We start from the raw sequence: 25,071 nt of genomic DNA, 5'->3' as shown, positions 1-25,071 counted from the left end.
CATGACAAATGCTTTCATGAATGGTTGCGAACACGCCAGGGTCGGCGAACTGTTCAACGTGATTGACTTGCCTGTGACGGATGTTCCGGTTCACTTCGCGATCGCGATCCCGAATGATGCCTTGTTGCAATTGCCAATGATGCCTCGCGCAGCAATGCCAGAAACAGGCAGACTGGCCAGCGGTCGCGGATTGAGCATCGACGACTGCCGGGCGAGTTGCCTCGGCGAGGCAGCGGAACTCTTCAGTTGCTGCTCGTGGGGTGACGAGCCGGTGATCACCGCTACGGCCGACGAGATCGGACCGGCGGCAATCGCACCTGAAAGCCTGAATGGCTTCAGTCCAGATCAGATCGTAGCCCGCGCTGCGTGGAATAGAGAAAACACCGGCTTCGACTGGCGACCTCCGATCCGGCATCAATCTGCGGTGCTGGATTGGCTTAGGGTTGAGGATGCATTTGGCGGCGATGGGGCGTTCATACCCGCAGACTTCGCCTTCATAGGACGTCGAGAGGCCGGCGATGAGGCCGCGGTAGCGATCGGCGACAGCAATGGGTGCGCGGCAGGGACCACCGCGGACGCTGCGAAACTGGCGGCCATCCTGGAACTGGTTGAGAGGGATGCTACCGGTAGATGGTGGTATGGAAGAAGGCAGCGCCAAATCATTGATTTGTCCTGTCTCATCGGCATCGATACGCTTGTCGACTGGCTATTGCATCGCGGACGTCGAACCTGGCTCTTCGATATCACCTCTGATATCGACATCCCGGTGGTGGCCGCCGCTTCAGCAGAACCGGACGGCAAGGACGTCTCGCTAGGCTTTTCTGCTGGCCAAAGCCTCCAATTGGCAGCCACGGCCGCGTTGACGGAAATGCTTCAGATGGAAATTTCGCTCGGGGCTGCGCGAGCGCTTGGTGACAATGCTGGCGGTTGGCGGCGATGGCGAGAGAAAGTCTCAATGACGACCCCACCTCTGAACATGGCCTCGATCCAACAGGTCGCGCCAAATCGATCTCCTCCTGCGGGCGAGCGTGACCTGTCAGACGTACTCAACGCCTTGGCGCACAGAGGAATCGATTTGTGGTTTGCCGAAATGACACGCGCGGAATTCGGCATTCCCGTGTTTCGCGCTTTATCGACCCTGCTTTGTCATTACAAGCCACGGTTCGCACCAGCCCGTCTCCTGGCTCCCGATGCCCGCGATCTAAGCTGCGGCGCCGGTTCGCCAGCCGACCAGCCGCTGCTTTTGATTTAGTTCCAAGGCCCGCGGCCTTTTCGCTTTCTGGGGACTGACGCCTCGGTGTCGGCGTTGCGGCTTTTGCTTCGACCTACGCCAGCCGCGCCCGCGTCGTCCTCGGTGTCGCCAGCAGCAGGCTGGTTTCGCTCCCCGTTATGCCGGGGATCAGCCGTATCCGCCGCAGCACGGCGTCGAAATCGGTGAGCGACGCGGTTCCGAGTTCGACCACCAGGTCCCAGCGGCCGTTGGTGGTGTGGATGGTGGAAACCTCGGGGAAGCCGCCCAGCGCCCTGATCACACGGTCCGCTGCGTGGCCCTCGATCTCGATCATCATGACGCCGCGCATGCGCTGGTCGACCGCGTCGGCGCGCAGCACCACCGTGTAGCCGATGATCTCGCCCGCTTTCTCCAGCCGCTCCATGCGCGATCGCACCGTCGCGCGCGAAACGCCGAGGTCGACCGCGAGATCGGAGACGCTGCGCCGCGCATCGTGCCTCAGCAGCGTCACCAGCCTTTCGTCAAGCGTATCCATGATTTTCCATTTCGATCAAACTATATGTCCAATATGATAGATCAGCCTTTTCGAAATGCCAATTTCGCCTGTTCAATCCGCCACCGGATGATGGTTCACTCCTGCGATCAATCGCAAGGACGGAAAGAATCATGCGCTGCAGGATCGTTGGCGCGCCGGTGCAGGACGGTGCGGGCAGGATGGGATGCGAGATGGGGCCGAGCGCGTTGCGCACGGCCGGGCTGGTCTCGGTGCTGGCGGAACTCGGCCACCAGGTCGAGGACTGGGGCACTGTAGAGAAGGCTGAGGGACGCGCCGTCGTTCACGGCAATCTCGCGCTGAAAGCGCTGCCGGAGATTTCCGCCTGGACGGCGGCGATCGCCGAGACCGCTTACGCGGCTTCCCGGGAAGCCATGCCGATCTTCCTTGGTGGCGACCATTCGATCTCCGCCGGCACCGTATCCGGTGTCGCCCGCCGGGCCGCGGAGCTTGGCCGGCCGCTCTTCGTGCTGTGGCTCGACGCGCATCCGGATTTTCACACCCTCGACACCACCACCAGCGGCAATCTGCATGGCGTGCCGCTCGCCTATGCCAGCGGTCGCCCCGGCTTCAACGGCTACTTTCCCGACCTGCCGCAAGCGGTCGATCCTGCCCGCATCTGCGCCATGGGCCTGCGCAGCGTCGATCCGGCCGAGCGCCGCGCGCTGAACGAGGCGGGCGTCACCGTGCATGACATGCGCACTATCGACGAGCATGGCATTGCGCCTTTGCTGCGCGCCTTCCTGGCCAAGGTCGAGCAGGAAAACGGCCTGCTGCATGTCAGCCTCGATGTCGATTTCCTCGACCCGTCGATCGCGCCGGCCGTCGGCACCACCGTGCCCGGTGGCGCCACCTTCCGCGAGGCGCATCTGGTGATGGAGATGCTGTCCGACAGCGGGCTGGTTTCCAGCCTCGACCTGGTCGAGCTCAACCCGTTCCTCGACGAGCGCGGCCGGACCGCCACCCTGATGGTCGACCTCACCGCCAGCCTGATGGGCCGTCGCATCATGGACCGCCCGACCCGCAGCCATTCCGGAAGCCTCTGATCATGACCCAACCGTCCCGCCTTGCCATTGTCCCCTTCGTCAGCGTCGACCGCATGATGAAGCTGGTGCTCGCCATCGGCGTCGAGCGCTTTCTCACCGAGCTCGCCGCCTATATCGAGGAGGATTTCCGCCGCTGGGAGCTGTTCGACAAGACGCCGCGCATCGCCTCGCACAGCCATGACGGCGTCATCGAGCTGATGCCGACCAGCGACGGCAAGATGTACGGCTTCAAATACGTCAACGGCCATCCGAAGAACATGCGCGAGGGCCGCCAGACGGTCACCGCCTTCGGCGTGCTGGCCGATGTCGGCTCCGGCTATCCGATGCTGCTGACCGAGATGACCATCCTGACGGCGCTGCGCACCGCCGCCACTTCCGCCGTCGCGGCCAAATATCTGGCGCCGAAGGGTTCGCGCGCCATGGCCATCATCGGCAACGGCGCCCAGTCCGAATTCCAGGCCATCGCCTTCAAGGCGCTGCTCGGCATCGACAGGCTGCGGCTCTACGACATCGATCGCCAGGCTTCGGAAAAATGCGCCCGCAACCTTGCCGGCAAGGGTTTTGACATCACCATCTGCGCCACCGGGCAGGATGCGGTGGAAGGTGTCGACATCATCACCACGGTGACCGCCGACAAGCAGTACGCCACCATTCTCACCGACAACATGGTCGGCTCCGGCGTCCACATCAACGCCGTCGGCGGCGACTGCCCCGGCAAGACGGAACTGCATCGCGACATCCTGTTGCGCTCCGACATCTTCGTCGAGTTTCCGCCGCAGACGCGCATCGAGGGCGAAATCCAGCAGCTCGACGCCGACCATCCGGTGACCGAGCTGTGGCAGGTGATGACCGGCAAGGCGCAAGGCCGCAGGGCGCCGGAGCAGGTCACGCTGTTCGATTCCGTCGGCTTCGCAACGGAGGATTTTTCCGCGCTGCGCTATGTTCGCGACCAGTTGCAGGCCACCGGCCTCTATGAGGAGCTAGACCTGCTCGCCGATCCCGACGAGCCGCGCGACCTGTTCGGCATGCTTTTGAGGGCAGGTTTGCAGCCGGCGGCTTGAGGGAATGAGCACGTATCTCCCCCCTTGAGGGGGAGATGGCCGGCAGGCCAGAGGGGGTCGGTTCGACTGGGCTCGGCCTGCTTGTGCAGATGGAGGTTGGCGCTTCATGCGCAGCGACCCCCTCTGTCGCCTTCGGCGACATCTCCCCCTCAAGGGGGGAGATTACGCGCTACCCGCGCAACGGCGCGCAGCTTTCGCGTTCGACGAGGACAGGCGTCAGGACTTCCCGTCGCGACGGCGCGGCCGGCTCGCCGAGACGTTCCAGCAGCAGGCTCACTGCCCGCGTTCCGATCTTCTCCACCGGCTGCGCGATCGTCGTCAACGGCGGCCAGGTGGTGACGGCGTAGGGGATGTCGTCGAAGCCGACCAGCGACATGTCGTCGGGAACGCGCAATCCGCGCGAACGCAGCGCGGTGATGGCGCCCATGGCCATCAGGTCGTTGCAGGCGAATACCGCCGTGATGTCGGGCGCCTGCGTTAGCAGCCGCTCCATAGCCAGCCGGCCGCCGGCGAAATGATAATCAGAATCGACCACTGCTGAGGCAGGCAGGTCGACGCCTGCTTCCCCCAGCGCCCGGGTGAAGCCGCGCAGGCGGGCCGGGCTGGAGCTCGAATCGCGCGGGCCGCCGATGACGCCGATCCGCTTGTGCCCGAGCCCGACCAGGTGCCGGCCGGCGAGATAGCCGCCGTGATCGTGGTCGACCAGCACGGAATCGACGTTGACGGAATGGATCTCGCGGTCGAGCAGCACCGCCGGCACATCTGGCAACAGACGCGAGAACACCCGCGCGTGGTCGGACGAGCCGGCAAAGATCAGCCCGTCGATCTGCTTGGCCATCAGCACCGAAAGATAGCGCTCTTCCTTTTCGGCGCTGCCGTCGGAGTTGCACAGGATCACCGTATAGCCGGCGACGAACCCGGCATCCTCGATCTGGCGCGCGACGCTGGCGAAGAACGGGTTGGAGTTGTCCGGCAGAAGCAGGCCGATGGTCTTGGTCTCGCCGCGCCTGAGGCTTCGCGCCAGCGAATTCGGGCTGTAGCGCAGCGCCGCGATCGCCGCGCGCACGCGCTCGGCCGTCTCCGGCTCGACATGGCGCGTGCGATTCATCACATGCGAGACCGTTGCGACGGACACTCCCGCATAGCGCGCGACATCGGCAATCGTTGTCATGGCCCCTGGTCCCACCGCTCCTACATTTCCCACGCAATTCCGGACGGAAAACCGCTACGCACTTTTCCTGGAATTGCCCTAGTGCATGATGCCGAAAAGTGTGAAGCGGTTTTCGGAAGACATCATGCTCTATCTCTTTGATTTAGAGCCGGATTCAGATTTCAGGTCGATTCGACCTGAAATCATCCGGCTCTAGCGTATCTTGCGCAACAGCCTCTCCCGATATGCGTCTAGGATGACGGCGAGCACGATGACAAGCCCAATCACGATCGGCTTGAAATTGTCGCCGACGCCGAGCAGCTGCAGACCGGTGCTCAGAACCTGCAGAATACAGGCGCCGACCAGCGTGCCGACGATCGAGCCCTTGCCCCCGCTGAGGCTCGTGCCGCCGATGATGACGGCGGCGATCGCATTGAGTTCGTAGCCGACGCCGGCGATCGGGCTGCCGATGTTGAGGCGCAACAGATAGACCATCGCCGCGATACCGGCGGTCAGGCCGCTGATGGTGAAGGCCGCCACCTTGTAGAAATCCGGATTGTGGCCGGAGAGCCGCACCGCCTCGTCGTTGGTGCCGACGGCGAAGATCATGCGGCCGAAGACGGTGAAGCGCAGCACGAACCAGCCGATCGCGATTACCAGCACCGCGACAAGGAAGATCGAGGGCAGGAAGCCGCCGATGATCAGATTGCCGAAATCGACGAAGCTTTGCGGCAGGCCGGTGATGGTCGAATTGTCGCTGACCACGCGGGCCGCGCCCGCGGCCATGTTGAGCATGCCGAGCGTGACGATGAAGGACGGAATCTTCCAGCGCGTCGAAATCCAGCCGTTGAGGAAGCCGCAGGCAGCACCGGTCGCCATGCAGGCGATGAGCGCCAGCGTGATCGCCGCCGCCGGCGACAGGCTCTCGTTGATCATGATGGTGGCGCCCACCACCGTGCAGAGCGCCAGCACCGAGCCGACCGAAAGGTCGATGCCGCCGGTGAGGATGACGAAGGTCATGCCCGCGGCCAGAACCGTGTTGATGGCGATCTGAACGAAGATCTTGAGCGCGTTGCCCGGCGTGGCGAAATAGGGCGCGCTGATGGAGAAGAAGATCGTAATCAGCACCAGCGCCAGGAGCACGCCGGCGTCGCGGATGAGAAAGCGCAGGAATTTCGCCCTGCCGGGGGAAACAGGCGCCGACACGACAGCCTCGGACGTCTCGCTCATGGTCTCACATACTCCTGATAGGCGAGCGACAGGATGCGCTCCTGGTCGAATTCGGCGCGCGGCACCTCGCCGACTATTCTGTTCTTGGAAAAGACGATGATGCGGTGGCACATGCCCATCAGCTCGGGCAGGTCGGACGACACCATGATGATGCCTTTCTGCGCCGCCGCCAGCATCCACAGGAGCTGATAGATCTCGCGCCGCGCGCCGATGTCGACGCCGCGCGTCGGCTCGTCGAGGATCAGCGTCGAGGTGCCGCGGAACAGCCATTTGGCCAGCACCACCTTCTGCTGGTTGCCGCCCGAAAGGTTGCGCACCGCCTGCTCGATCGAGCTTGCCTTGACGCGCAGCTGGCCTACCAGGTCGGTGGCCGCCGCGGCTTCGGCCCTGCGGTTGACCAGCCCATGGCGCGAGACCTTGCCGAGATCGGTGATGGTGATGTTCTTGTCGACCGGCAGGTCGAGAAGCAGGCCCTGCCCCTTGCGGTCTTCGGTCAGCAGGCTCAAGCCATGCCGCACCGCATCCTTGGGCGCCGTGATCGCCACTGGCCTGCCGTCGATGGCGACGACGCCGTCAAGTTTCGGATCGGCCCCGAACAGCGCCCGCATGGCTTCCGTCCGGCCGCTGCCGACCAGTCCGGCGACGCCGAGGATCTCGCCATGTCGCACATCGAAGGAAATCGCCGGTGTCGTGGCGTCGCGCTTCAGGTTGCTGATGCTGAGCGCGACCTTGCCCGGCACGATCGCGGCATCGAAGCTGTATTCGTCGGCGATGTCGCGGCCGATCATCATGCGCACAAGGTCCGGAACGGTGAGGCCTTGCAGGTCGCGGGTCGCGACCAGCCTGCCGTTGCGCAGCACGGTGACCCGGTCGCCGATCTCGAACACCTCGTGCAGGCGGTGGGAGATATAAATGATAGTAACGCCCCTGGCCTTCAGCCGCTTGATGATGGCGAAGAGACGCTCGATTTCCGGTGGCGTCAGCGTCGCCGTCGGTTCATCGAGGACGAGAAGCTTGCTGTCATAGCTCAGCGCCTTGGCGATCTCGACCAGTTGCATCTGCGCGACGCCGAGCGCCTCGACGCGCGTCCTTGGATCGATGTCGAGCCCGACCTCCTTGAGCAGGGCCAAGGCGCGCCGGTTGAGCGCCTTGCCGTCGACGATGCCGAAGCGACGGCGCGGCAGGCTTTCCAGCATCAAATTCTCGGCGATGCTGAGATAGGGCAGCAGGTTGAGCTCCTGATGCACGATGCGGATGCCGCTCTGCTGCGCATCGTGCGGCGTCTTCGGCTGATATGGCGCGCCGTTGAAGGCGATCGCGCCGCCGTCCGGCCGGTAGATGCCGGCCAAAAGCTTGATCAGCGTCGACTTGCCGGCACCGTTCTCGCCCAGGATGATGTGGGTTTCGCCGCGCGCGATCGACAGCGACACATCGCTCAGCGCGACGGCGCCGGGGAAAATCTTCCCGACCCCTTCAAGGGAAAGAATGACGTCGTCCATGCGGCATGATCCTGATTGCGCTCTTCTACCGCATAATCCGGCAGGAGCGCGCGGTCATCGCCGCCGGAATTGCCGGGCGGCGATGACAAGGCGTGCGGGGCGGAGCGACGGCGCCAGCATTTGAGATGCTGGCGCCGTTGCGCTGCCTCAGGCGGTGACCAGCTTGATGTCGGTCTTGACCCAGCCGGAGAACTTCTCGCCGGCGAGCTCGCGCAGGCCGTAGTCGATGCCGAGGGCCGCCATCTGCGCGCCATACTGTTCGACCGTGGCCAGCATCTTGCCTTCCTTCAGCAACGGCCCGACCGCCGGGATGTTGTCGAAGCCGACCACCTTGATCTGGCCGGACTTGCCGGCCGCGTCGATCGCCTTGACGACGCCGAGCGCCATCGAATCGTTGGCCGCCATCACGCCCTGGATGTCGGGGTACTGGGTCATGAAGTTGGTCATCAACGTGTTGGCTTCCTCGGTCTCCCAATGCGCCGTCTTCGAGTCGAGCAGATCGAGGCCGTGCTCCTTCACCGCATCGTCGAAGCCGAGCTTGCGCTCCTTGGCGTTGTCGGCTTCCGGATTGCCCTCGAGGATGACCACCTTGCCGCCCTTGCCCAACGCCTTGCCCAGCGCATCGCCGGCGAGCTTGGCGCCGGCGCGGTTATCCGGACCGAAGAAGGCGAGGTCGATGCCGGCCTTCTTCTTGGCTTCGGCATCGAGCGCGACGTCGATGTTGATGACCTTGATGCCGGCCTTCAGCGCCTTGGCGATCGGCGTCACCATGGCCTTCGAATCGGCGGGTGCGACGACGATGACGTTGAAGTTCTGGGTGATAAAATTCTCGATGGCATCGACCTGCGCGGCGAAGTCGCGCTCGTCCTTCATGCCGACGGCGGCGAAATCGAACTTGTCCTTGTTCTTGGCCGCGTACTCCTCGGCTCCAGCCTGCATCTGCTTGAAGAACTCGTTGGCGAGCGACTTCATGACCAGGCCGACCTTGGGCTTGTCGGCGGCGAGCGCCGGGCCGAGCGGCAGCGCCAGGGCGCCCGCGGCCAATGCGCTGCTTTTGAGGAACTGACGACGCGAGAACTGGCCCAGGTCGAGACCAAGCGCGTTTGGATCCTTGCTCATGTTTTCCTCCACTTGATTGAGCCGTAATCGGTTACGTAACCGATTACGCAACAGGTTAGTGCGGGAGTTTGGCGGATGTCAATCCGTAAGAAGGCTTGTGGCACTCGCCCAGATCACCGCCACATCAACGAGGGCGGCTTGCCAATCGGAACACGCGGCACACTGGCGGGACGTCCGCTATTTGACACCCGCCCTGCGGAAATCGGAGGGCGACATGCCGGCGAGCTTGCGGAACGACTTGTTGAAGGCGCTGAGCGAGCCGAAGCCCGAATCCATGGCGACGCGCAGCACGTTGGCGTCCTCATGCATCAAGAGCGCCTGCGCATAGCTCAGCCGCAGCAGGTTGACATACTCGTTGAGCGTCATCCCGGTCGACTTCTTGAAGATGCTCATGGCGTATTTCGGATGGATGTCGACGACAGCCGCTATGTCGACGCAGTCGATCTCATAGAGGAAATTCTCGGCGATGAAGTCGCACATGCGCCCGACGTTGCGCGACGACTGCTGGTCGAAGGGGCTGCCCGCCGAATGTGCGGCGGGAACCCTCGAAACAAGCCGGTAGGGTTCGAACCGCACCCGCTCCAGCCGCAGCAGCAGCTCGTTCACCGCATGCTCGGCTTTGGCCGCGTCGCCCGAGCGGGCGTAGCTGTTCCAGCGCTCGAAATTGTGGTTGTCGGCCTGGTCGGTGGCCGACGTCACCAGCGTGGCGCCCGTCATCAGCCGGTGCCGGACATCGGTGGGTAGATGCAGCCGGAAGAAATGCACCAGCGGCAAATGCGCCCCGGCATAGACGGCATCGTCACTGAGATCGTCCATCTGGTGCGGCAGGCCGCCCCAGAACAGGCACATCTCGCCGGCCGACAGCGAGATCTCGTGATCATTCATCAAGTAGTGCACGCTGCCGCGCACGATGAAATTGACTTCCACCTGCGCGTGCCAATGCGGCTTGAGCATAACCAGCGGCTGTGTGTGGAACATCTGCAGCATCAGCGGCATGCCTTCCACGCTGCTGGCGCCAGGCTGGTAGAACGGCCGTTCCGGCATCTTACTTTCCGCCAATTTTCTTTTCCCTTTGTCCGGGACAAGCCTTCCGCGCCGCATAATCTAGCCACGCTCACTGTGAGAGAGCAAATGAAATGGGAGGAGTTCAATGCGCACCACACTGACCTGCGCCGCGCTCGCGCTTGCCCTGGGCTCCGGCCCGGCCATGGCGCAATCCGGCGAAATCACGATCTGGAGCTGGAACATCGCGGCTTCGTCGCTGAAGGCCACCGTCGCCGGCTTCAACAAGAAATACCCCGACATCAAGGTGACCGTCGAGGATCTCGGCAACCAGCCGACCTATGACAAGTCGATTGCCGGCTGCGCCGCCGGCGGCGTCGGTCTGCCGGACATCGTCTCGATCGAGAATGGCGAGGCCGAGAACTACTGGAGCCAGTTCCCCGACTGCTTCGTCGACCTGCATACGCTGGGCTACACCGCCGAGGACCAGAAGAAATTCCCCGATTTCAAGCGCACCGAGCTCGAGGTCGGCGAGAAGGCCTATGCGATGCCGTGGGATTCCGGCCCGGTCGCCGCCTTCTACCGCCGCGACTTCTATGAGAAGGCCGGTGTCGACCCCGCCTCGATCAAGACATGGGATGATTTCATCGCCGCCGGCAAGAAGATCCAGGCCGCCAATCCCGGCGTCACTATGACCAACGCCGATTTCAACGGCGACACCGAATTCTTCCGCATGATCGCCAACGAGCAGGGCTGCGGCTATTTCGCCGAGGACGGCCAGTCGATCACGGTCAACCAGCCGAAATGCATCGACACGCTGACCAAAATCAAGGAGATGAAGGACGCCGGCATCATGGCCTCGGCCGACTGGGGCACCAAGATCACCAACAACACCGCCGGCGCCGTCGCCACCCAGGTCTATGGCGGCTGGTATGAGGGCACCATCCGCACCGAATCGGCCGGCGAAAACGGCAAGTGGGGCGTCTATCCGATGCCGAGCCTGACCGCCGACGGCCCGCGCGCCGCCAATCTCGGCGGCTCGTCGCTGGCCATCACCTCGGCCTCGAAGAACAAGGAAGCGGCCTACGCCTATCTGAAATACACGCTGGAGACCAATGAAGGCCAGATCACCATGCTGAAGGATTTCGGCCTGGTGCCGTCGCTGATCTCGGCGCTCGACGACCCCTATGTCTCGCAAGGCCTGCCTTACTGGGGCGGCCAGGCGGTGTGGAAGGATATCCTCGCCACCCTGCCCAAGGTGGTGCCGAGCCGCGGCACTCAATTCCAGAGCGATGCCGAGCTCATCATGCGCGCGGTGCAGACCAAATATCTGGGCGGCGGCTATCCGGACGCCAAGGCGGCGCTCGACGACGCCGCCAACCAGATCGCCTCGGCGACCGGCCTGCCGGTGAAGTAGTCAGCCAGTTTCCTTCTTCCCGTTAACGGGGAGAAGGTGCCCGAAGGGCGGATGAGGGGCAGCGCCAAGATCAACAATTGGCGCTGCTTTCGCAAAACCCCAAGCGTAACACTGCGCCCATCAAGAAGGCGCGACAGGAAACAGAAAGGGAGGAAACGATGCGCCATCAGAACGCCACGGCTTACCGTTTCCTCACGCCCTATCTGCTGATCTTTTCCATCTTCTGGGTCTGGCCGATCATCAGCTCGTTCCTGATCTCCTTCCAGGCGACGCGCACCGTGCCGTGGCGCTTCGCGCCGACCTTCAACTGGGGCCGGCTGATCGGCGACCCGGCCTTCTACAACGCGCTGAAGAACACGCTGCTCATCCTGGTCATCCAGGTGCCGGTGATGATCTCGCTGGCCATCGTCATGGCGGTGCTGTTGAATTCGCCACTGCTGAAAGTCCGCGGCCTCTACCGCTTCGCCTTCTTCGCCCCGGTGGTGGTCGGCGAGGTCGCCTATTCGGCGGTGTTCCGGCTGATGTTCAACCTCAATTTCGGCATCATCAACAAGCTCTTGAACAGCGTCGGCCTGCCCAGCGTCGACTGGTTCTCCAACGTCACCCCGGCGATGGCGCTGATCATGATCGCGGTGACCTGGCGCTGGGCCGGCTACAACGCCATCATTCTGCTGGCCGGCCTGCAGTCCATCCCGGACGATGTCTATGAGGCGGCCACGCTCGACCGCGTCAGCAAGGTCAAGCAGTTCTTCTACATCACCCTGCCGCTGTTGAAGCCGATCATCGTCTTCTGCGCCGTGCTGTCGATCATCGGCACCATGCAGCTGTTCACCGAGCCGTTCCTGATCACCGAACGCGGCGGCCCCGGCGGCGGCACCGAGACGCTCGGCCTGTTGCTCTACCGCCAGGGCTTCCGCTCGCTGAATTTCGGCTACGCCTCGGCCGTCGCCTACACCATGGCGGGGCTCGCCATCGCCATCACCCTGGTGCAGCTCTGGCTGACGAGGGACCCGAAATGACCTCGCGCTCGCAAAGCCGGCTCGGTCGCGCAATCGCACTGCATCTCTTCCTGACGCCGCTGGCGGTGATCTGGCTGTTTCCGCTGTGGATGATGGTGGTGTTCTCGACCATGCCCGACAACGGCATCTTCAGCCCCGGCATCGAGCTTCTGCCGCACGACAATTTCATCGACAATGTCAACAATCTGCAGCGCGACACCAATTTCGTCGGCGCCATCGGCATCTCGGTTTCGGTGGCGGTGACCTACACCTTCCTGTCGGTGCTGCTTACCTCGATGGCCGGCTGGGCGCTGGCGCGCTACCAGTTTGTCGGCAAGGGCGCGGTGGTGGCGATCATCCTCGGCACCATCACACTGCCCTATTCGGTGGTGCTGATCCCGCAGTTCATCATGGTGGCGCGCGACTTCCAGCTCGCCAACACCTGGATCGCGCTGATCGTGCCGCCGCTGTTCAATTCGCTCGGCGTGCTCTTCATGCGGCAGGCCTTCTCGATGATGCCGGCAGATCTGTTCGACGCCGCCCGGGTCGAGGGCGTCAAGGAGTGGCGCATCTTCCTGTTCGTCGCGCTGCCCTTGGCGCGGCCGATGCTGGCCGCGCTCGCCATCATCCTCTTCCTCGCCTCGTGGAACAACTATCTCTGGCCGCTGCTGATCAACAGCCAGCCCGGTTCGATGACCGCACCGGTGGCGCTCGGCACGCTGATCGGCCTGACCAAGGTGTCGTGGGGCGGCATCATGGCCGGCGCCGTCATGCTGACCGTGCCGATGCTCGTCGTCTTCGTACTCCTGCAGCGTCATTTCATCGCCGGCATCGCCGCCGGCGCCGTCAAGTAGGAAAGGGCGAGATGGCAGCGGTCACACTCAACAATGTCGTCAAGCGCTTCGGCGGCTTCGGCGTCGTCCACGGCGCCAACATCGACATCGCCGATGGCGAGTTCGTCGTCTTCGTCGGCCCGTCCGGCTGCGGCAAGTCCACGCTGCTGCGCATGATCGCCGGGCTGGAGGACATCAGCGGCGGCGAGATCGCCATCGGCGGCAAGGTGGTGAACGACGTCGAGGCGGCTGAGCGCGGCATCGCCATGGTGTTCCAGTCCTACGCGCTCTACCCGCACATGACGGTGAAACAGAATCTGAGCTTCGGCCTGCGCATGAACGGCAACCCGAAGGCCGACACCGAGCGGCGGGTGAGGCGCGCCGCCGAGATTCTCCGCATCGACGAGCTGATGCACCGGCGGCCGAAGCAATTGTCGGGCGGCCAGCGCCAGCGCGTCGCCATCGGCCGCGCCATCGTGCGCGAGCCGCAAGTGTTCCTGTTCGACGAGCCGCTCTCAAATCTCGACGCAGAATTGCGCGTCCAGATGCGGGTCGAGATCTCCCGGCTGCACAAGGAGCTCGGCGTCACCATGATCTATGTGACGCACGACCAGACCGAGGCGATGACGCTGGCCGACCGGATCGTCGTGCTCAAGGCCGGCAATGTCGAGCAGATCGGCGCGCCGCTCGACCTTTATGACGATCCCGCCAACCGCTTCGTCGCCGGCTTCATCGGCTCGCCGAAGATGAACTTCATGCCGGCGAGGGTTGTCGAGACCGGGCCGGGCGCGGCGACGGTCGAGCTTGTCAACCACGCCGGCGCGCGGCTGAGCAAGCCGCTCCAGAGCACGCCTCCGGCTGTCGGCGCCGAGGTCGTGCTCGGGGTCAGGCCGGAACACTTCTTCGATGCCGGCAAAGGCGACTGCGACATCGCCGTCAAGGCCGATGTCGCCGAGCATCTCGGATCGGTGAGCTACGTCTACGCCGGTGCCGGAGACGACGAACTGATCATCGAGCGCGAGGCATCCAGGCAGCGGGCGAGCGGCGACCATCTGACGGTGGCGATCAAGGCCGACAAGGCGCTGCTCTTCGACACCAAGGGCGCGCGGATACGCTAGAGCAATTCCAGGAAAAGTGTGTAACGGTTTTCCGTCCGGAATTGCGTAAAAACAAATACTTAGAGCGGTTCGGCGATTCCAAGAAACGTTGAACCGCTCTAGGGCATGAGCCCGAAAAGCGCGAACCGGCTTTCGGAAAGATCATGCTCGAACAAAATGGTTCCATTCTTGCCCGATCGCGAATGCGTGGCGGCGACCCCAGGAGATTTGACATGACATCCAGACCGCAAAAGATTCGTTGGGGCATTCTCGGGCCCGGCAGCATCGCCAAATCCTTTGCCGGCGGCGTGGCGCAGTCGCGCACCGGCGAACTGGTAGCGCTCGGTGCCCGCAACCCCGGCAAGGCGGGGCTCGCCGAAACCTTCCCGGGCGCGCGCATCCTCGACGGCTATGAGGCGCTGCTCGCCGACGATGGTGTCGACGCCGTCTATATTTCGATACCGCATCCCGGCCATGCCGAATGGGCGATCAAGGCCGCTGAAGCCGGCAAGCATGTGCTGTGCGAGAAGCCGCTGGCGCTGACCGCCTTTGAGGCCGACGCCATGATCCATGCCGCGCGCAAGGCCGGCACCTTCCTCGGCGAAGCCTTCATGTACCGGCTGCATCCGCAGACGCTTAAGCTGGTGGAATTGATCAAGTCGGGCGTCATCGGCGAAGTCCGCATGATCAAGTCGAGCTTCGGCTTCGCCATGCCGGGCTTCCTGCCGGAGCATCGGCTCTATGCCAACGACCTCGCCGGCGGCGGCATCCTCGACGTCGGCGGCTATCCGGTGTCGATGGCGCGGCTGATCGCCGGCGCCGCGACAGGGTTACCCTTCACCGAGCCCGACAAGGTGGTGGGGGCGGCACATCTTGGCCAGTCCGGCGTCGACGAGTGGGCCTCGGCGCTGCTGCAGTTTGCCGGCGGCATCGTCGCCGAGCTTTCCTGCAGCATTTCGCTCGACCAGGACAATGTGCTGCGCATTTTTGGCACCAAGGGTCGCATCGAGGTTCCGGACTTCTGGTTCGCCGGTGGCAACCGCGACGTCGGGCAGGGCCGGATCGACCTGATCCGGGCAGGCCACGCACGCGAGACCATCAGCGTCAACGAGACGCGCCATGTCTATTCCTTCGAGGTCGATGGTGCCGGCGAGGCGATCCTCGCCGGCCGCCAGGAATTCGCCTGGCCAGGCATGTCCTGGGCCGACAGCCTCGGCACGTTGCGTGTTCTCGACAAATGGCGCGCCGCGGTTGGGCTGGAGTACGAGATCGAAAAGCCGGCTAAGCGCCTCAACACCATCGTTGGCCGGCCGCTGCGCACTGATGGCAAGGCCATCGGCAAGCGCGCCATCCCCGGCCTGCCGAAGCCGACGTCTGTGGTGGCGCTCGGCTTCGAGGATTTCCGGACCTTCTCTTCGGGTTCGATCCTGCTTGACGCCTTCTTCGAGGCCGGCGGCAATCTGTTCGACACCGGCTACGTCTATGGCGCCGGCTATACCGAGACGCTGCTCGGGCACTGGCTGCGAAACCGCGGCGTGCGCGAGCAGTCGGTGGTGATCGGCAAGGGTGCGCATTCACCGCTCTGCTATCCCGATGTGATCGGCAAGCAGCTCGCCCAGTCGCTCGACCGGCTGCAGACCGACCATGTCGACATCTATTTCATGCACCGCGACAATCCGGACGTGCCGGTCGGCGAATTCGTCGACGCCATGGACGCCGAGGTCAAGGCCGGCCGCATCCGCGGTCCGTTCGGCGGGTCGAACTGGACCATGGAGCGCATGGATGAGGCGATTGCCTATGCCGAGCGCACCGGCAAGCAGAAGCCCGGCGCGCTTTCCAACAATTTCTCGCTGGCTGAGATGCTGGAGCCGATCTGGGCCGGCTGCGTCACCTCGTCCACCGACGACTGGAAGGCCTGGCTGACGGCGCGGCAGATGCCGAACTTCGCCTGGTCGAGCCAGGGCCGTGGCTTCTTCACCGATCGCGCCGGCCGCGACAAGCATGATAGCGAGGAGCTGGTGCGCGTCTGGTATTCCGAGAAGAATTTCGGCCGCCGCGACCGCGCCATCGAGCTTGCCAACCGTCTCGGCAAGAGCCCGATCCATGTCGCGCTCGCCTATGTGCTGGCGCAGCCCTTCCCGTCAGTGCCGCTGATCGGCCCGCGCACGCTGGACGAGCTGGAGGACAGTCTCAGGGCGTTGGATATCAAGCTATCGCCGGAAGATGTCGCCTGGCTGGACAACGGGCCGGAGCGGCGCAGGGCGTAGGCTGCTTGGGGCGTTGAAAAGGAAGCGCAGCGTTCCTTCGCCCCTCGCGCCAGCATCTCAACAGTTTCACCGATCGATCCGCGTCGATAAAATAATCGACGACGACGTCCGCTCGACCCCATCCATCGCCCCGATCTGGTCGAGCAGTGTGTCGAGATCGCGGATCGACGGCGCATCGACGATGACGATCATGTCGAAATTGCCGCTCACCGAGTGCAGCGTCCTAACCGGCGGCAGCGCCTGCAGGCTGCGCACCACCTTGTCGGCGAGCTTCGGCGTCACGGTGAGCAGCACATGCGCCCGGACCAGCCCTTGCTCATAGTCGGGCGACAACCGCACGCCGTAGCCCGCAATGATGCCGCGGCGCTCCAGCCGCTCGATCCGGCTCTGCACCGTGGTGCGCGACACGCCGAGCTGGCGGGCGAGCTCGGCGGTCGAGGCGCGCGCGTTGGCGCGCAGCAGTGAAAGCAGGGCCTGTTCGGCATCGCTGATCATTTCGACGATCCTTGTCGGCATATTGTTAAAAGCGGCATTTCGTTTCGTACAATTTCACGCTTCCTTTCGACAGGCAAGCTGCGATGATTCCGGCCAGCTCAGGAGCAATTCCAGGAAAGGTGTGAAGCGGTTTCCGTCCGGAATTGCGTAACGCGAAATGGCAGGGGTATTGATCATGAAGAACATCGTTGTCGTCGGCGCCGGCAAGATCGGCTCGACCATCGCCGAGATGCTGGCCTCCACCGGCGACTATGGCGTGACGCTCGTCGACCGCTCGGCGGCGCAGCTTGCCGCGGCCGAACTCCCCGCGGGCGTCGAGACCATGGAACTCGACATCGCCGCGCCGGGCGTGCTCGAGGCAGCGCTTGCCGGCAAATTCGCGGTGCTGAGCGCCGCTCCCTTCCATCTCACCACGCGCATCGCCGAGGCGGCCGCCACTACCGACGTGCACTATCTCGATCTCACCGAGGATGTCGTCAGCACAAGGCGGGTGAAGGAGCTGGCGCGCGATGCCAGCAGCGCCTTCATTCCGCAATGCGGGCTGGCGCCGGGCTTCATCTCGATCGTCGCCAACGATCTCGCCAGCCGCTTCGACACGCTGGAGAGCGTGCGCATGCGGGTCGGCGCGCTGCCGCAATATCCGTCGAACGCGCTGAACTACAATCTGACCTGGAGCACCGACGGGGTCATCAACGAATATTGCGAGCCCTGCGAGGCGATCGTCGAGGGCGAGCTGATCGAGGTGCCGCCGCTGGAGGAGCGCGAGGAGTTCTCGCTCGACGGCGTCACCTACGAGGCCTTCAACACCTCGGGCGGGCTGGGCACGCTGGCCGAGACGCTGAAGGGCAAGGTGCGCACGCTGAACTACCGCACCATCCGCTATCCCGGCCACGCCGCGATCATGAAGGCGCTGCTCAACGATCTCGGCCTGCGTCACCGTCGCGACGTGCTGAAGGACATTTTCGAAAGCGCCCTGCCGGCGACGCTGCAGGACGTCGTCATCGTCTTCGTCACCGTCTCGGGCCGCAAGAGCGGCCGCCTGCTGCAGGAAACCTACGCCAACAAGATCTACTCGAAGCGCGTCGGCACTCTGGTGCGCAGCGCCATCCAGATCACCACCGCCTCCGGCATCTGCGCCGTGCTCGACATGCTCGCCGACGGCACATTGCCGGCGAAAGGCTTCGTCCGCCAGGAGGACATCGCGCTCGACGCCTTCCTCGCCAACCGCTTCGGCCGCGCCTACGCCCAGCACGAGATGGAAAGCCGGCTGGCGGGGTGAGCTGGGTGATCTCCCCCCTTGAGGGGGAGATGTCGCCGAAGGCGACAGAGGGGGTCGTTTCGCGTGGAGCGCTAACCTCGATCTGTCGCAAGGGAGGTCGCGTCCGGTCGCACCGACCCCCTCTGGCCTGCCGGCCATCTCCCCCTCAAGGGGGGAGATAACACCTTTTCAAATATGCAGCGCCTGACCCAGCGCCTTGAGCGCTGCTTCCTGGAAACCTTCGCCCTGCGTCGGATGGGCGTGGATCGTGCCGGCGATGTCTTCCAGCCGCGCCCCCATTTCCAGCGCCAGGCCAAAGGCCGCCGACAGTTCCGACACGCCTTGCCCGACCGCCTGGATACCCAGCACCAGATGATTGTCGGCGCGGGCGACGACACGGACGAAACCATCCTCGCCTTGCTTGGTCATGGCGCGGCCGTTGGCGGCGAAGGGGAATAGCCCGATCTTGACCTCGCCGGCGAGCGCCTTCGCCTCGTCAGGTGACAGGCCGGCCGTGACCAGTTCCGGATCGGTGAAGCAGATGGCGGGTATTGCGCGCTTGTCCCAGCTTCTTTTGTGACCGGCGACGATCTCGGCCACCATCTCGCCCTGCGCCATCGCCCGGTGCGCCAGCATCGGCTCGCCGGTGACGTCGCCGATGGCGAAGATGCCGCGCATCGAGGTGCGGCACTGCTCGTCGACGCGGATGAATTTGCCGGCCATGTCGAGGTCGATCTGGTCCAGCCCCCAGCCTTCGGTGAGCGGCTTGCGCCCGACGGTGACGAGGATCTTGTCGGCGGCGACCTTGGCGTTCTTGCCGTCTGCCGTCTCGACCAGCAGCGAATCGCCCTTGCCGGCCTGTCCCTGGGTCGACACCCCCTTGGCCTTGGCGCCTGTCATCACCTCGATGCCGAGTTCGCCGAGCCGCTTCACCACCGGTCGGGTCAGTTCGGCGTCATATTGCGCCAGCACACGTGGCAAAGCCTCGACCACGGTGACCTTGGCGCCCATCTTCGCGAAGGCGATGCCGAGCTCCAGCCCGATATAGCCGCCGCCGACGACGGCGAGCTTCTTCGGCACCTCGCTCAGCGCCAGCGCGTCGGTGGACGAGATCACCGGGCCGCCGAACGGCAGAAACGGCAGTTCGACCGGCGCCGAACCGGTCGCGATCACCACCGTCTCGGCGCGGATCACCTGGGTGCCGGTCTCGGTCTCAACCTCGACGGTCTTGCCGTCGCGGAAAGTCGCCCAGCCCTGTACGGTCTTGACCCTGGCCTTCTTCAGCAGGCCGGCCACGCCGCTGTTCAGCCGGCTAACGATCCCGTCCTTCCAGGCGATTGCCTTGGCCAGATCAAGCATCGGCGCGGTGAGTGAAATGCCGAGCGGGCTCTTGCCGCCGGCCATGTGCGCCACCTTCTCGAACTCCTCCGCGGCGTGGATCAGCGCCTTGGACGGTATGCAGCCGACATTGAGGCAGGTGCCACCCGGCTTGCCGGCCTCGACGATCACCGTGTCGACGCCGAGCTGGCCGGCGCGGATGGCGCAGACATAGCCGCCGGGCCCGGCGCCGATGACGAGCAGCTTGCAGGAGATTTCTTTCATGTCGACTGCTTCCTTTCGGCGGAGGCGACGGCGCGCCCTTTCCTTCTCCCCTTGCGGGAGAAGGAGGATCGGCGCGTTAGCGCCGAGACGGATGAGGGGTGTTCCAGCGGAGTGAGACGCTGGCTTTCCCTGGAACACCCCTCATCCGTCGCCTTCGGCGACACCTTCTCCCACAAGGGGAGAAGGGGGAGCCCACATCCCTGCTCCGCAACATTCGAGATCAAACCCATCCCCGCTAATCCACGAAAATCAGCGCCGGCGTTTCCAGCAGCGCCTTGATGCGCTGCACGAACACCGCGGCATCCCAGCCGTCGATGACGCGATGGTCGAAGCTGGACGACAGGTTCATCATCTTGCGCGGGATGAACTGGGTGCCGTCCCACACCGGCCGCACCATCATCTTGTTGACGCCGACGATCGCCACCTCCGGATAGTTGATGACCGGCGTCGTCGCCACGCCGCCCATGGCGCCGAGCGAGGTGATGGTGATGGTCGAGCCTGACAGCTCGTCGCGGCTCGCCGTGCCCGACTTCGCCGCCTCGGCCAGCCGGTTGACCTCAGCGCCGCATTCCCACAGGTCGCGCGCCTCGGCATGCTTGACCACCGGCACCACCAGCCCGGACGGCGTCTGCGCGGCGATGCCGATATGGACGCCGCCATGCTGGTGGATGATGCCGGCCTCGTCGTCGAAGATCGCGTTGATGCTCGGCTGGTCGGCGATCGCCTTGACCATCGCCCGCATCAGGAACGGCAGCAGCGTCAGCTTCGGCCGGTCCTGCCGCTTTTCCTTGTTCAGCGTCGCGCGCAGCTCCTCCAGTGAAGTGACGTCGATCTCCTCGACATAGGTGATGTGCGGGATGCGCGATTTGGCGAGCGCCATCTTCTCGGCGATCTTGCGCCGCAGCCCGATAACCTTGATGTCCTCGACATTGTCCTTGCGAGCAAGACCGGAGGTTTTGGCGACCTGCGGCCCGCGCGCCAGGAACGCCTCGATATCCTCATGGCCGATGCGGCCGGCCGGGCCGGAACCCGCGACCTGCCTGAGGTCGATGCCGGCTTCCCTGGCGCGCAGCCGGACGGCGGGCGAGGCCAAAGGCTTCTCGCCTTCGGGACGCGGCGCGCCGGAAACCAAGTTCCGTGCCGCCCCATTTGCGGGAGCGGGCGCCGGCTTCGCTTTCGGCTCGGCGGCCTTTGACTGCGCCTTCGGGCTCGCCGGAGCGGCCTCGGGTTTCGGGGTTGGGAGCTTGGCTGGCGGTTCGGCCTTGATGGCCTCTTCCGCCGCATCGCTCTGCGGCTTCACATTGCCCTCGCCCGCAACCTTCAGCCGCACGATCGGCGAGCCGATCGCCACCGTGTCGCCGATCTCGGCGCCCAGCCACAGGATCTCGCCGTCGACCGGCGAGGGAATCTCGACGGTCGCCTTGTCGGTCATCACCGCGGCCAGCACCGTGTCCTCGCGCACCAGGTCGCCGACCTTCACATGCCATTCGACCAGCTCGGCCTCGGCGACGCCTTCACCGACATCCGGCAGCTTGATGACGTGCTCGCCCATGGTCAGGCCTCCCTTCAAGCTTCCAGCGTTTCGACGAGCGCGCGGCCGACCCTGGCCGGGCCGGGAAAGTAGTCCCACTCCTGCGCATGCGGATAGGGCGTGTCCCAGCCGGCGACGCGCACGACCGGCGCTTCCAGATGGTAGAAGCAGTGCTCCTGCACCAGCGCCGAGAGCTCGGCGCCGAAGCCCGAGGTCAGCGTCGCCTCGTGCACCACCACGCAGCGTCCGGTCTTCGTCACCGAGGCGACGATCGTGTCGAGATCGAGCGGCAGCAGCGTCCTCAGATCGATGATCTCGGCGTCTATGCCGGTCTCCGTGGCCGCCGCCTCGGCGACATAGACCATCGTGCCGTAGGCGAGCACCGTGATCGCGGCGCCCTGCCTGCGGATCGCCGCCTTGCCGAGCGGCACCGTGTAGTGGCCGTCGGCAACCTCGCCCAGATCATGCTTCGACCACGGCGTTACCGGACGGTCGTGGTGGCCGTCGAACGGACCGTTGTAGAGCCGCTTCGGCTCGAGGAAGATCACCGGATCGGGATCCTCGATCGCCGCGATCAGCAGCCCCTTGGCGTCGGCAGGGTTGGACGGCACGATGACCTTCAGGCCGGAGACGTGGGTGAACAGCGCTTCCGGGCTCTGGCTGTGCGTCTGGCCGCCGAAGATGCCGCCGCCGGTCGGCATGCGGACCACGATCGGACAGGTGAAGTCGCCGTTCGAGCGATAGCGCAGCCGCGCCGCCTCCGAAACGATCTGGTCGTAGGCCGGATAGACATAGTCGGCAAACTGCACCTCGACGCAGGGCTTCAGCCCATAGGCGGCCATGCCGATGGCGGCGCCGACGATGCCGGCTTCGCTGATCGGCGCATCGAAGCAGCGGCTCTTGCCGTATTTGGCCTGCAGGCCTTGCGTGCAGCGGAAGACGCCGCCGAAGAAGCCGACATCCTCGCCGAACACGACGACGCGTTCGTCGCGCCCCATCGACACGTCCATGGCGTCGCGGATCGCCTCGATCATGGTCCGTCTGGGCATGGTCAGACCCCCGCCTGCTGGCGCTGTCGCCTGAGATGCGGCGGCATCTCGGCATAGACGCCCTCGAACATGTCGCGCGTAGACGGCTTGCCGCCGGCGTGCAGCGTGCCGTGGCTCTCGGCCTCCTTTTGCGCGGCGATCACCGTCTCGAGGATTTCGGCTTCCGCCTGGGCATGGCGCTCGTCCGACCAGACGCCGCGCTGGATGAGATGGTTCTTCAGCCGCACGATCGGGTCGCCGAGCGGCCAGGCGTCGGACTCCGCCTTCGGTCGGTAGGCGGACGGATCGTCCGAGCTCGAATGTGCGCCGACCCGGTAGGTGACATATTCAACCAGCGTCGGCCCGAGATTGCGGCGCGCCCGCTCGATCGCCCATTTCGCCACCGCGTGGACGGCGAGATAGTCGTTGCCGTCGACGCGCAGCGAGGGGATGCCGAAGCCGAGGCCGCGCGCCGCGAAAGTGCCGGAGCCGCCGCGCGCAATGCCCTGGAAGGTCGAGATCGCCCACTGATTGTTGACGACATTGAGCACCACCGGTGCCTTGTAGGTCGAGGCGAACACGAGCGCTGCATGAAAATCGGACTCCGCCGTCGAGCCGTCGCCGATCCAGGCGGCGGCGATGCGCGAATCGTTGGAGATCGCCGAAGCCATCGCCCAGCCAACGGCCTGGATGTACTGCGTCGCTAGGTTGCCGGAGATGGAGAAGAAGCCGTGCTCCTTCGACGAATACATGATCGGCAACTGCCGGCCCTTCAGCGGATCGGCCTCGTTGGAATAGATCTGGTTCATCATCGTGACCATCGGGTAGCCGTCGGCGATGAGCAGCCCGGCCTGCCGGTAGGTCGGGAAGTTCATGTCGCCCTTGGCCAGCGCCTTGCGGAAGGCGCAGCTCACCGCCTCCTCGCCGAGATGCTGCATGTAGAAGGAGGTCTTGCCCTGGCGCTGCGCCATCTGCATGCGCGCGTCGAAGGTCCTGAGCGTCATCATATGGCGCAGGCCCTCGAGCAATTCCTGGTCGGAAAGCAGCCCGGCCCACGGCCCGACCGCCTCGCCGTCGCGGTTGAGCACGCGGATGATCGAGAACGCCATGTCGCGGATGGTGCGCGGATCGACGTCGATCTCCGGTCGCGGCGCCGATCCGGCCTTGGGGATGGTCACATTGGAGAAATCGGGCGTGCCACCCGGCCGCACCTCGGGCTCGGGAACATGGAACCGCAACATTCCAGCATCGGCCATGACCTACGTCCTCCAATGTTGCCGGTGCGATAGTTGCACATCCGCGCCGCTAATTCATCGGCCAGATGACGGGCCGTCCCCCGGCTTCTCGGCTGATCAAGGCCGATACGGCGCGCTGGCGACAAGATGCAGATATGACGGCGAAATTTCTTGTCGATGTTTTCGCCCGCCACGCAATTTGGCGAATGGCTGTGACCGGTCTGGCGCAAGAGCTTGAAATGCCCGGACCACGTAGGCGTTCGGGTAACTGTCGAGGCCAGTGCTGCCCCTCACCTGCCTGCCGGCACCTTTGTAACTTGTCCCGTGCCGACTCTGCTATTGCAGCAGGTGCGGTGGCGGACGAGAGACCGGAGCATCTTTGGGCCTTGAAGCCCGTGGGAGAGCGAGGGTCTTCGTCCGCCGTTCCATCGACCCCGAACAGTCGCCTGGGCCGCAAGCGAAGCCCGATTAGGCAAGGATGGGATAGGATGGAAATCGTTGTTGGCATCGACGTTTCGAAGGATCGGCTGGATGTGCATGTTTTGCCGTCCGGTGAAGCGTTTTCGGTTGGTAACGACCATGCCGGGGTGGAGGAGCTGGCTCGACGTCTTGCAGCCTTTTCTCCGACGGCAATCGGATTGGAGGCTACGGGAGGCTACGAGCAACTGGCGGTCGCCACTTTGGCGAGCGCCGGCCTTTCGGTTGTCGTGGTCAATCCAGCGCAGATCCGGGCCTATGCCAATGCGCTCGGCAAGCGGGCCAAGACCGATCCGATCGACGCTGCCGTCATCGCAGCCTTCATAGCTGCGACCAAGCCGGAACTGCGGCCGCTGCGCGATGCCGAGACCAGGACGTTGGCCGATCTCGTCACGCGCCGGCGCCAGATCGTGCAGATGATCGTGGCCGAAGAGAACCGCGCCCGCACGGTCAACGCAAGACAGGCGCAAAAGAGCATCAAGCGCCTGCTCGCCGCGCTCAGGCGTGAGTTGGAAAGCCTCGATGCCGACCTGGACGATCATATCCGCAAGTCGCCGCTCTGGCGGGTCCGGGAAAAACTGCTGTCCTCCGTGCCAGGCATCGGTCCCACCGTTGCCCGCACCATGATCGCCGAGATGCCGGAGTTGGGCAGCCTCGACCGGCGCCAGATCGCAGCGCTTGCAGGTCTCGCACCATGGACGAGGCAGTCCGGCACATGGCGTGGCAAGAGCTTCATCGGCGGCGGCAGGAGCCGCGTGCGCGCCGTCCTCTTCATGGCTGCCCTCGTCGCCATACGCCACAATCCGGTCCTCAAGGCCTTTCGCGACCGCCTCGTCGAGGTTGGCAAGCCGAAGATCGTCGCCGTCGTGGCCGTCATGCGAAAGCTGCTGACCATTCTCAACGCCATCATCCGCGACCAAAAACCATGGCAAACAGCTTGAC

The 25,071-nt window shown here is 64.5% G+C and carries 21 protein-coding genes; 10 read left to right on the top strand and 11 right to left on the bottom strand.

What is annotated here, in order from left to right; all coding sequences use genetic code 11:
- Nucleotide 1: 1 nt before the first annotated feature.
- Entirely contained in the window at nt 2-1,252 is a 1,251-nt protein-coding gene (locus EJ073_RS20415; protein ID WP_126057355.1) for a YcaO-like family protein, read from the top strand.
- A gap of 73 nt (nt 1,253-1,325) precedes the next feature.
- Here EJ073_RS20415 and EJ073_RS20410 read toward each other — a convergent pair whose 3' ends face one another.
- Entirely contained in the window at nt 1,326-1,766 is a 441-nt protein-coding gene (locus EJ073_RS20410) for an Lrp/AsnC family transcriptional regulator (RefSeq protein ID WP_126057354.1), read from the bottom strand.
- A gap of 131 nt (nt 1,767-1,897) precedes the next feature.
- Between EJ073_RS20410 and rocF the strand changes: the two genes are divergently transcribed.
- Complete coding sequence (gene rocF, locus EJ073_RS20405; RefSeq protein WP_126057353.1) at nt 1,898-2,830, top strand: arginase; 933 nt, start codon at nt 1,898-1,900, stop codon at nt 2,828-2,830.
- 2 nt (nt 2,831-2,832) lie between these two features.
- A complete protein-coding gene (locus tag EJ073_RS20400) occupies nt 2,833-3,891 on the top strand; it encodes an ornithine cyclodeaminase (protein ID WP_126057352.1) in 1,059 nt (352 codons plus the stop codon).
- Nucleotides 3,892-4,060: 169 nt separating this feature from the next.
- On the opposite strand, the gene EJ073_RS20395 is transcribed toward EJ073_RS20400, so the two are convergent.
- From EJ073_RS20395 to EJ073_RS20375, 5 genes are all read right to left on the bottom strand, one after another.
- Nucleotides 4,061-5,062 carry a substrate-binding domain-containing protein gene (locus tag EJ073_RS20395; RefSeq protein ID WP_126057351.1) on the bottom strand — a complete coding sequence of 334 codons (1,002 nt, stop codon included), beginning with the start codon at nt 5,060-5,062 and terminating at the stop codon, nt 4,061-4,063.
- Between the two features lie 192 nt (nt 5,063-5,254).
- Nucleotides 5,255-6,271: an ABC transporter permease gene (locus tag EJ073_RS20390; protein WP_126057350.1), complete on the bottom strand. Its 1,017-nt coding sequence runs from the start codon at nt 6,269-6,271 to the stop codon at nt 5,255-5,257.
- Complete coding sequence (locus EJ073_RS20385) at nt 6,268-7,770, bottom strand: sugar ABC transporter ATP-binding protein (protein ID WP_126057349.1); 1,503 nt, start codon at nt 7,768-7,770, stop codon at nt 6,268-6,270. Before EJ073_RS20385 ends, EJ073_RS20390 begins: the two co-directional genes overlap by 4 nt.
- A 147-nt stretch (nt 7,771-7,917) precedes the next feature.
- Nucleotides 7,918-8,889 (bottom strand): sugar ABC transporter substrate-binding protein, encoded by a 972-nt coding sequence (locus EJ073_RS20380; protein WP_126057348.1) that lies wholly within the window; start codon nt 8,887-8,889, stop codon nt 7,918-7,920.
- 177 nt (nt 8,890-9,066) lie between these two features.
- The gene (locus EJ073_RS20375; protein WP_126057347.1) at nt 9,067-9,933 is read right to left on the bottom strand and encodes a helix-turn-helix domain-containing protein; all 867 of its coding nucleotides are present in this window, start codon (nt 9,931-9,933) and stop codon (nt 9,067-9,069) included.
- 106 nt (nt 9,934-10,039) lie between these two features.
- Between EJ073_RS20375 and EJ073_RS20370 the strand changes: the two genes are divergently transcribed.
- The 5 genes from EJ073_RS20370 to EJ073_RS20345 all read left to right on the top strand — a co-directional run bounded on the left by EJ073_RS20370 (nt 10,040) and on the right by EJ073_RS20345 (nt 16,503).
- Nucleotides 10,040-11,308, top strand: coding sequence for an ABC transporter substrate-binding protein (locus tag EJ073_RS20370; RefSeq protein WP_126057346.1), 1,269 nt, complete (start codon nt 10,040-10,042; stop codon nt 11,306-11,308).
- 158 nt (nt 11,309-11,466) lie between these two features.
- Entirely contained in the window at nt 11,467-12,327 is an 861-nt protein-coding gene (locus EJ073_RS20365) for a sugar ABC transporter permease (RefSeq protein ID WP_126057345.1), read from the top strand.
- Nucleotides 12,324-13,160, top strand: coding sequence for a carbohydrate ABC transporter permease (locus EJ073_RS20360; RefSeq protein WP_126057344.1), 837 nt, complete (start codon nt 12,324-12,326; stop codon nt 13,158-13,160). The genes EJ073_RS20365 and EJ073_RS20360 overlap by 4 nt, the downstream gene beginning before the upstream one ends.
- Before the next feature lie 11 nt (nt 13,161-13,171).
- On the top strand, nt 13,172-14,257 hold the full coding sequence (gene ugpC / locus EJ073_RS20355; protein WP_126057343.1) for a sn-glycerol-3-phosphate ABC transporter ATP-binding protein UgpC: 1,086 nt from the start codon (nt 13,172-13,174) through the stop codon (nt 14,255-14,257).
- A 212-nt stretch (nt 14,258-14,469) separates the two neighbouring features.
- Entirely contained in the window at nt 14,470-16,503 is a 2,034-nt protein-coding gene (locus EJ073_RS20345) for an aldo/keto reductase (RefSeq protein WP_126057341.1), read from the top strand.
- A gap of 66 nt (nt 16,504-16,569) precedes the next feature.
- Here EJ073_RS20345 and EJ073_RS20340 read toward each other — a convergent pair whose 3' ends face one another.
- Nucleotides 16,570-16,998: an Lrp/AsnC family transcriptional regulator gene (locus EJ073_RS20340; protein ID WP_126057340.1), complete on the bottom strand. Its 429-nt coding sequence runs from the start codon at nt 16,996-16,998 to the stop codon at nt 16,570-16,572.
- 175 nt (nt 16,999-17,173) lie between these two features.
- Between EJ073_RS20340 and EJ073_RS20335 the strand changes: the two genes are divergently transcribed.
- Nucleotides 17,174-18,277, top strand: coding sequence for a saccharopine dehydrogenase family protein (locus EJ073_RS20335; protein ID WP_126057339.1), 1,104 nt, complete (start codon nt 17,174-17,176; stop codon nt 18,275-18,277).
- A gap of 168 nt (nt 18,278-18,445) precedes the next feature.
- Here the strand turns inward: EJ073_RS20335 and lpdA are convergent, their stop codons facing one another.
- The 4 genes from lpdA to EJ073_RS20315 all read right to left on the bottom strand — a co-directional run bounded on the left by lpdA (nt 18,446) and on the right by EJ073_RS20315 (nt 23,673).
- Entirely contained in the window at nt 18,446-19,858 is a 1,413-nt protein-coding gene (lpdA, locus tag EJ073_RS20330; RefSeq protein WP_126057338.1) for a dihydrolipoyl dehydrogenase, read from the bottom strand.
- A gap of 235 nt (nt 19,859-20,093) precedes the next feature.
- Nucleotides 20,094-21,410: a dihydrolipoamide acetyltransferase family protein gene (locus tag EJ073_RS20325; RefSeq protein ID WP_126057337.1), complete on the bottom strand. Its 1,317-nt coding sequence runs from the start codon at nt 21,408-21,410 to the stop codon at nt 20,094-20,096.
- 14 nt (nt 21,411-21,424) lie between these two features.
- On the bottom strand, nt 21,425-22,438 hold the full coding sequence (locus tag EJ073_RS20320) for an alpha-ketoacid dehydrogenase subunit beta (RefSeq protein WP_126057336.1): 1,014 nt from the start codon (nt 22,436-22,438) through the stop codon (nt 21,425-21,427).
- 2 nt (nt 22,439-22,440) lie between these two features.
- A complete protein-coding gene (locus tag EJ073_RS20315; RefSeq protein WP_126057335.1) occupies nt 22,441-23,673 on the bottom strand; it encodes a 3-methyl-2-oxobutanoate dehydrogenase (2-methylpropanoyl-transferring) subunit alpha in 1,233 nt (410 codons plus the stop codon).
- A 467-nt stretch (nt 23,674-24,140) separates the two neighbouring features.
- Here EJ073_RS20315 and EJ073_RS20310 point away from each other — a divergent pair, with 467 nt between their 5' ends.
- Nucleotides 24,141-25,070, top strand: a complete 930-nt coding sequence (locus EJ073_RS20310) for an IS110 family transposase (protein WP_126057235.1) — start codon at nt 24,141-24,143, stop codon at nt 25,068-25,070.
- Nucleotide 25,071: the final 1 nt, after the last annotated feature.

Source organism: Mesorhizobium sp. M4B.F.Ca.ET.058.02.1.1 (assembly GCF_003952505.1).
Lineage (GTDB): Bacteria > Pseudomonadota > Alphaproteobacteria > Rhizobiales > Rhizobiaceae > Mesorhizobium.
This window is presented reverse-complemented; position numbering and strand designations above follow the sequence as displayed.

What these genes read in the sequence shown, in the direction of transcription:
- EJ073_RS20415 (WP_126057355.1), top strand. Translation starts at nt 2, where the DNA reads ATGACAAATGCTTTCATGAATGGTTGCGAACACGCCAGGGTCGGCGAA.
- EJ073_RS20410 (WP_126057354.1), bottom strand. Translation starts at nt 1,766, where the DNA reads ATGGATACGCTTGACGAAAGGCTGGTGACGCTGCTGAGGCACGATGCG.
- rocF (WP_126057353.1), top strand. Translation starts at nt 1,898, where the DNA reads ATGCGCTGCAGGATCGTTGGCGCGCCGGTGCAGGACGGTGCGGGCAGG.
- EJ073_RS20400 (WP_126057352.1), top strand. Translation starts at nt 2,833, where the DNA reads ATGACCCAACCGTCCCGCCTTGCCATTGTCCCCTTCGTCAGCGTCGAC.
- EJ073_RS20395 (WP_126057351.1), bottom strand. Translation starts at nt 5,062, where the DNA reads ATGACAACGATTGCCGATGTCGCGCGCTATGCGGGAGTGTCCGTCGCA.
- EJ073_RS20390 (WP_126057350.1), bottom strand. Translation starts at nt 6,271, where the DNA reads ATGAGCGAGACGTCCGAGGCTGTCGTGTCGGCGCCTGTTTCCCCCGGC.
- EJ073_RS20385 (WP_126057349.1), bottom strand. Translation starts at nt 7,770, where the DNA reads ATGGACGACGTCATTCTTTCCCTTGAAGGGGTCGGGAAGATTTTCCCC.
- EJ073_RS20380 (WP_126057348.1), bottom strand. Translation starts at nt 8,889, where the DNA reads ATGAGCAAGGATCCAAACGCGCTTGGTCTCGACCTGGGCCAGTTCTCG.
- EJ073_RS20375 (WP_126057347.1), bottom strand. Translation starts at nt 9,933, where the DNA reads ATGCCGGAACGGCCGTTCTACCAGCCTGGCGCCAGCAGCGTGGAAGGC.
- EJ073_RS20370 (WP_126057346.1), top strand. Translation starts at nt 10,040, where the DNA reads ATGCGCACCACACTGACCTGCGCCGCGCTCGCGCTTGCCCTGGGCTCC.
- EJ073_RS20365 (WP_126057345.1), top strand. Translation starts at nt 11,467, where the DNA reads ATGCGCCATCAGAACGCCACGGCTTACCGTTTCCTCACGCCCTATCTG.
- EJ073_RS20360 (WP_126057344.1), top strand. Translation starts at nt 12,324, where the DNA reads ATGACCTCGCGCTCGCAAAGCCGGCTCGGTCGCGCAATCGCACTGCAT.
- ugpC (WP_126057343.1), top strand. Translation starts at nt 13,172, where the DNA reads ATGGCAGCGGTCACACTCAACAATGTCGTCAAGCGCTTCGGCGGCTTC.
- EJ073_RS20345 (WP_126057341.1), top strand. Translation starts at nt 14,470, where the DNA reads ATGACATCCAGACCGCAAAAGATTCGTTGGGGCATTCTCGGGCCCGGC.
- EJ073_RS20340 (WP_126057340.1), bottom strand. Translation starts at nt 16,998, where the DNA reads ATGATCAGCGATGCCGAACAGGCCCTGCTTTCACTGCTGCGCGCCAAC.
- EJ073_RS20335 (WP_126057339.1), top strand. Translation starts at nt 17,174, where the DNA reads ATGAAGAACATCGTTGTCGTCGGCGCCGGCAAGATCGGCTCGACCATC.
- lpdA (WP_126057338.1), bottom strand. Translation starts at nt 19,858, where the DNA reads ATGAAAGAAATCTCCTGCAAGCTGCTCGTCATCGGCGCCGGGCCCGGC.
- EJ073_RS20325 (WP_126057337.1), bottom strand. Translation starts at nt 21,410, where the DNA reads ATGGGCGAGCACGTCATCAAGCTGCCGGATGTCGGTGAAGGCGTCGCC.
- EJ073_RS20320 (WP_126057336.1), bottom strand. Translation starts at nt 22,438, where the DNA reads ATGCCCAGACGGACCATGATCGAGGCGATCCGCGACGCCATGGACGTG.
- EJ073_RS20315 (WP_126057335.1), bottom strand. Translation starts at nt 23,673, where the DNA reads ATGGCCGATGCTGGAATGTTGCGGTTCCATGTTCCCGAGCCCGAGGTG.
- EJ073_RS20310 (WP_126057235.1), top strand. Translation starts at nt 24,141, where the DNA reads ATGGAAATCGTTGTTGGCATCGACGTTTCGAAGGATCGGCTGGATGTG.